Origin of the sequence: Clostridium lapidicellarium, from assembly GCF_041224415.1 — a bacterium.
Classification (GTDB): Bacteria; Bacillota; Clostridia; order Clostridiales; family Clostridiaceae; genus Clostridium_B; species Clostridium_B lapidicellarium.
In genome coordinates, this window is the sequence record NZ_JBGFFE010000049.1 from 1 (window position 1) to 4108 (window position 4108).

At 32.1% G+C, this 4108-nt stretch carries 3 protein-coding genes and 2 CRISPR repeat arrays; of the genes, 1 reads left to right on the forward strand and 2 read right to left on the reverse strand.

Annotated elements, in window-relative coordinates:
- Nucleotides 1-508 precede the first annotated feature (508 nt).
- Nucleotides 509-1134: direct repeats of the CRISPR family, unit length 30 nt; unit sequence GTTTCAATTCCTCATTAGGTATTCTAAAAC.
- A gap of 788 nt (nucleotides 1135-1922) precedes the next feature.
- Nucleotides 1923-2099 (reverse strand): hypothetical protein, encoded by a 177-nt coding sequence (locus AB8S09_RS15675; RefSeq protein ID WP_369869541.1) that lies wholly within the window; start codon nucleotides 2097-2099, stop codon nucleotides 1923-1925.
- A gap of 125 nt (nucleotides 2100-2224) precedes the next feature.
- Nucleotides 2225-2572: an aldo/keto reductase gene (locus tag AB8S09_RS15680; protein ID WP_369869543.1), complete on the reverse strand. Its 348-nt coding sequence runs from the start codon at nucleotides 2570-2572 to the stop codon at nucleotides 2225-2227.
- 561 nt (nucleotides 2573-3133) lie between these two features.
- Here AB8S09_RS15680 and AB8S09_RS15685 point away from each other — a divergent pair.
- The gene (locus AB8S09_RS15685) at nucleotides 3134-3505 is read left to right on the forward strand and encodes a type II toxin-antitoxin system HicB family antitoxin (protein ID WP_369869544.1); all 372 of its coding nucleotides are present in this window, start codon (nucleotides 3134-3136) and stop codon (nucleotides 3503-3505) included.
- A 31-nt stretch (nucleotides 3506-3536) separates the two neighbouring features.
- A CRISPR array of direct repeats spans nucleotides 3537-4027; the repeat unit is 30 nt; unit sequence GTTTCAATTCCTCACTAGGTATTCTAAAAC.
- Nucleotides 4028-4108: the final 81 nt, after the last annotated feature.

Sequence of the window (4108 nt, forward strand, 5' to 3'; positions counted from 1 at the left end):
AAAGGTCAAAGAAAGTCAAAGTCTAAAAAGCATAGATTTGGCCTATAAGTAAAAGCTATTTATAGCAATATATGTATAAACTATTCTTTTGAATGAAATAAAAAATATACGTCACATACAGATGTTTTTTAAGGAGTGACAAAAAAATTGTATGTTTATCTGTGGAAAATCGCTCAGAATGAGAAAAGGGATGCTTATACATTCTGCTGATTAGACTGATTTGTCCTGCTTGGTTTGCTCGTGTTTCTGGGGCTGGTTTTGGGGGCAATTTCTTGTCTTGCTTGTCCAATCTTTTACTCTTTATTCACAATATTTGAGGCTGCCTTACTCTTTTCAATTCAGATTGATCCCCGTTAACTGCTGTGATACCAAGGTCGTATGAGTCTATGGCTTGGCTCGAAAAGCAGATGAATGTTGGGGGGATTTGTTCACAGTTTGTTCATGACCCCCGGGGGTTGCCTGTCTACTAAAATAAAAATCCAAGCCTAAGAAAGCAGATTTGCAATCTGTTTCAATTCCTCATTAGGTATTCTAAAACATTAAGGTCATATTGTAAAGCCTTTATCTGTTCCACGTTTCAATTCCTCATTAGGTATTCTAAAACACCGACGGGCATAGGCTTACAACCGTACAGCATCCAGGTTTCAATTCCTCATTAGGTATTCTAAAACCCTCCGGTATGCAGTTGGGAGATGCGGCGAATACAAGTTTCAATTCCTCATTAGGTATTCTAAAACCAGCTTTAAAGTTACCATTGTTTTCGTGCTTCAGATGTTTCAATTCCTCATTAGGTATTCTAAAACATAAACGTGTTGGATTTTTAGGATATTCTTTTTCATGTTTCAATTCCTCATTAGGTATTCTAAAACCCCCGTTCGCTTTGAACGGGGTCATTCATTTAAGAGTTTCAATTCCTCATTAGGTATTCTAAAACTTGCCTCCTTTGCTTAATTGTGCCGTCTGGCATTGCCAGTTTCAATTCCTCATTAGGTATTCTAAAACATCGTTTTGCATTGCCGGAGTGATAGAAATTTTCGCGTTTCAATTCCTCATTAGGTATTCTAAAACAATTAGGCAATAATGCTTTGAATTTATTAATCCAATGTTTCAATTCCTCATTAGGTATTCTAAAACGTATCAAATATAGAATACACCAGCTTGTCCAAAATTGCAATATGCAGGAAAATCTTCGAAAGAATTTCAAAAATCAATCCTAGGACGCCAATTAACTATAAATATAAAAATCATCGACCCCCGACAATTTTTACTCTATTGAGGGTCGACAGCACAAAATTAATCAAGCTATTTGTAAAAATATTCTATTAGTTTTCTGATAATATATAAAAAAATTGTCCTAAAACATTTAATTTACACCGATATTATCATGCTAAAATTCAACACATATGTAATTTAAATACATCTCATGTTAAGGTTCAACAATGTAAATTAGCCATTCTTTATTTTTATTATAGGACTTAAAGCCGCATAAATAAAGAGTTTTCTTGGAAATTTTCCAGTCATTTTTAATTCTCTAAAATAAATATAAAAAAACAAGATAAAAACATTATAAATCAACAGTTTTCGCTATTTCCATTTGTACATGGGGTTGGAAAATAAATTTATGATTTTCTCCTTGTCACTTATTTAATATATTAAATAAAATAAAACAGTATAAATATTTCATGCTGTTTTCCCAACATTCATATATGTATTCATCAATCGTTATCTTTAAATAAAATCTCCGGCATTTAATCTAAATACCAAAATTTTCATCTAATTTATTTTCTTATATATTGAAGATACCTTATACTATATCAAGTCTTACTTTTTTGCTGAGCTTCAGGAATACTTTATCAAGCTTGTCTAGAATATCCCTTGATAATATAATAGAACCAGTCTTTGCATTTTCTATTACATGTTCTTCACGAGAAGCCTTGGGAATTGCAAATCACATCATTTGTTCTTACAACCCATGGCAAAAGTATTTGAATCAGCTTAACATTATATCTTTTTGCCGCTTCATTTACAGTCTTATTTTTCAATAATTGCTCTCTCAATCTTCTACCTTGTGCCATAAGACAATAAGCCATAACAAGCATTTTGTGCCTCCTCTTTTTAATCTAGACCATATGACTGCTTCTACCTTTAAATAATTGAATTGAAGAGGCTACCTAGGATTGAAAAAAATAAGCACATGAATATGGCATTTGTTCCACAGCTAAAACTAGTGAGTTTTCTGATAAGCCTTTGTAAATATATTCTTAGCCCCCGCATTATGGGGATATACTTTCAATACTAAAAATATTTTATCCCTGATTTCACTTATTGCTTTACCAACTAAACGTTCAGCTTTACCATCACCATACATCTCTGCAGTATCTATAAATGTCATTCCAAATTCTATTTCAAGCCTTAGAGTTCTTATTTCACACTCCATATTTGAAGCATTCTCTCCCAAATACCAGGTTCCCTGTCCTAATGCAGGTACAAAAGTTCCATCAGGTAATTTTACTTTTTTCTTTTCATTAATATTTCTAATCTCTTCTATTTCCCTTTCGCTTATTAAACTCAAAATATCACTTTTTTCCTAAATAAACCCACCAAATTTACAGGCCAAAATTACCTTTACTGAAATGTGATTTTAAAAAATAACTACCCTAATCACTTTATTATAATATTCAATTGAAATTCTACAGTCAAGACTTTAATAATTCATTTAAAATATAATCTTCACTTCTTTAACATTTGGAATCACCTTTCCTATATGACACTTCATGTTCAATCAAAAAAACATTTTGAAAAACTTTTCTGATATATTTTACACATTTAATTAGACGTAATATAATAAATGAGGGAACAAAAAAACAAGTTTCTATTTGTTAAAAAATTTTATCGAAATATTCAAAATATTTGGTCGGTATAGATAAAGAGACTCCGAGGATTATTTTCAATTTACTGAAAGCCATAAATTAACAATTGTACACCAAACCCTGTACAAGATAGGGATAAAAAATGTAGAAAGTATAGAAAAATAAATGGGGATTAAATTTAAATAATTACCTTTTTCCCTTAATAATTTATATACAAAGGAAGTGATATTATAAAAAAAGATATTTATACTTATCCAGCAATAATAACACAATACAAGAATAACATAGGCATTACATTTCCTGATTTGCCAGGCTGTGTATCCGATGCTAATAGCATGGAGGAAGCAGTTAAAAATGCTAGAGAAGCATTAGCATTACATCTATTTGGTATGGAAGAAGATGGATTCGAAATTCCTAAACCATCTCCCATAAACAAGCTCAAGTTGGAGGAGAATGACATACCTTTGTTAGTTGATGTCTATATGCCCTTATATAGAGAGGCAATCCAAAATACTTCTGTAAGGACGACTGTAACTATGCCACAATGGTTAAAAACCTTGGCAGAAAAAAACAATATTAACTTTTCTCAAGTCATTCAGACAGCACTTAAAGAAAAATTAAATATCAATAGTTAATTTTACACGCCCTGCCTTATCAGTAGGGCGCATTTCAATTCCTCACTAGGTATTCTAAAACAAGTGGACAATCCTTCATGGATGGCTACTGGTAGAGGGTTTCAATTCCTCACTAGGTATTCTAAAACGATATTATGATGACTATACCCATGATATGAAATATCCGTTTCAATTCCTCACTAGGTATTCTAAAACTTTAGTATTTCATTTGCTGACCCGATATTATCTTGTTTCAATTCCTCACTAGGTATTCTAAAACACTGGAATAGCTCCGTGACTTGTTCATCTGTTAGCTGTTTCAATTCCTCACTAGGTATTCTAAAACGGGTTAAAAGCCCTCTCCTTTTTAGGAGCTGATGAGTTTCAATTCCTCACTAGGTATTCTAAAACAAGCCCCATATGATATATGGAAAAGGCAGAATCTTAGTTTCAATTCCTCACTAGGTATTCTAAAACAGATACTATTTGCAATGGAAAACTTGTATTTTGGAAGTTTCAATTCCTCACTAGGTATTCTAAAACTAAATTCTTCATCCGTCATATCGGGTAGCATCTCTCGATCGTGTCAATTTACTGTAGGTTAAAAAGCTACAGACTTTCCCT